Genomic DNA, 1,405 nt, shown 5'->3' on the forward strand with positions numbered 1-1,405 from the left:
ATCGCATATGAGTTGTATCGGAGCGGCAGACAACTCTGCGTCGTCATGTATGGACGGCCCCGCTTGGGCAAGAGGCAAATGGCAGTTACGGCGCAAGTCTGGAGCGGTCATGTATTCGGCCTTTGATGGCGGTCGATATGTGACCGCTGGCCCGCAAGGGTTACGCGGATCGGGTTCCAATCATTCCGGCGCGCTCTTCGGCGCGATGACGAAGCGGAGTGTTCCGATCCAGGTCCTGACCATTTTGCCGTGCTGCTTTTTGCTCCTTACGACGTTCGGGCCGGAGCGCGGCTTATGCCGCGCTCGGTGCCCTGTATTCCTGACCCGAGGTGAGCATCGCCCAAATGATTCGGGCCGTTTTTGCCGCCTGAGCGACGAGGGCAACCTTCACTGGCCTGCGGGCCAGAATGCCACGGAGCCACGGCGAAGCTGATCCGGGCTTGGCTCGCACCTGGCGTAGCCACGAACTGGCGCCGAGCACCAGCAGTCGTCGCACGCCGGTGTCGCCGGCGCGGCTGATCTTGCCTGTCAGCCTATGCTTGCCGCCGGTATCGTGGTTCTTGCGCGTCAGCCCGAGCCAGGCGGCGAAATCCCTGGCCGAGCCGAACTGTCGACCTTCGCCGACCGCGGCGACGACGGCATGGGCGGTGATCGGCCCGACACCTGGGATTGCCATCAGCCTGGAAGCGGCGCGATCCTGTCTGACCTCGGCCAGGATCTGCTTGTCGAGTTGTGCAATCTCGGTGCCGCGTGCGCGCCACTGCCTGGCCAGCGCGACCAGACAGCCGGCAAGGGCGGCGGGGATGGCCGGATCGGCTGCCTCGATCCGCAGCACCAATGCCGCAATCCCGGCCGCCCCCTTGTTGCCTGTGAGGCCCATCTCGTAGAGCAGGCCGCGCATGGCATTGGCCGACTGTGTGCGCTGGCGCACCAAAAGATCACGGGCCCGGTGGATTGCACGGGCGCATTGTTGTGCGACCGTCTTGACCGGCACGAAGCGCATGGTCGGCCGGCTCACCGCCTCGCAGCACGCTTCCGCGTCGCGGGCGTCGTTCTTGTTGCGCTTCACATAGGCCTTCACGTAGCTCGGTGGCATCAGTCTGACTTCATGGCCCAAGCTTTGCAGCTCACGGCCCCAATGATGGGCGGAGCCACAGGCTTCCATGCCAATCAGCGCCGCCGGCTGCCGCGCAAAGAAGGTCAGCATCTGACCGCGACGCAACTGCCGCTGCACGACCACTCGCCCGGCCGCATCGACCCCGTGCACCTGAAACACGTTCTTGGCCAAATCTATTCCAAATCTGATAGTTTGCATCGCGGACGGTCTCCTTCGCTGAGTCCAACAGCTCCAGCTTGGCACATTCGATGCCGTGAGGGGCCGTCCACCCATCATTCCGGGGCCGCG

Annotated in this window: 1 protein-coding gene; it reads right to left on the reverse strand. The window is 64.3% G+C overall.

Annotation, left to right across the window (positions count from 1 at the left end; genetic code table 11):
* Positions 1-292 precede the first annotated feature (292 nt).
* Positions 293-1,315: an IS110 family RNA-guided transposase gene (locus tag C7I84_RS29275; protein WP_106775732.1), complete on the reverse strand. Its 1,023-nt coding sequence runs from the start codon at positions 1,313-1,315 to the stop codon at positions 293-295.
* Positions 1,316-1,405 lie beyond the last annotated feature (90 nt).

Source organism: Kumtagia ephedrae, from assembly GCF_003012745.1.
Classification (GTDB): Bacteria; Pseudomonadota; Alphaproteobacteria; order Rhizobiales; family Rhizobiaceae; genus Kumtagia; species Kumtagia ephedrae.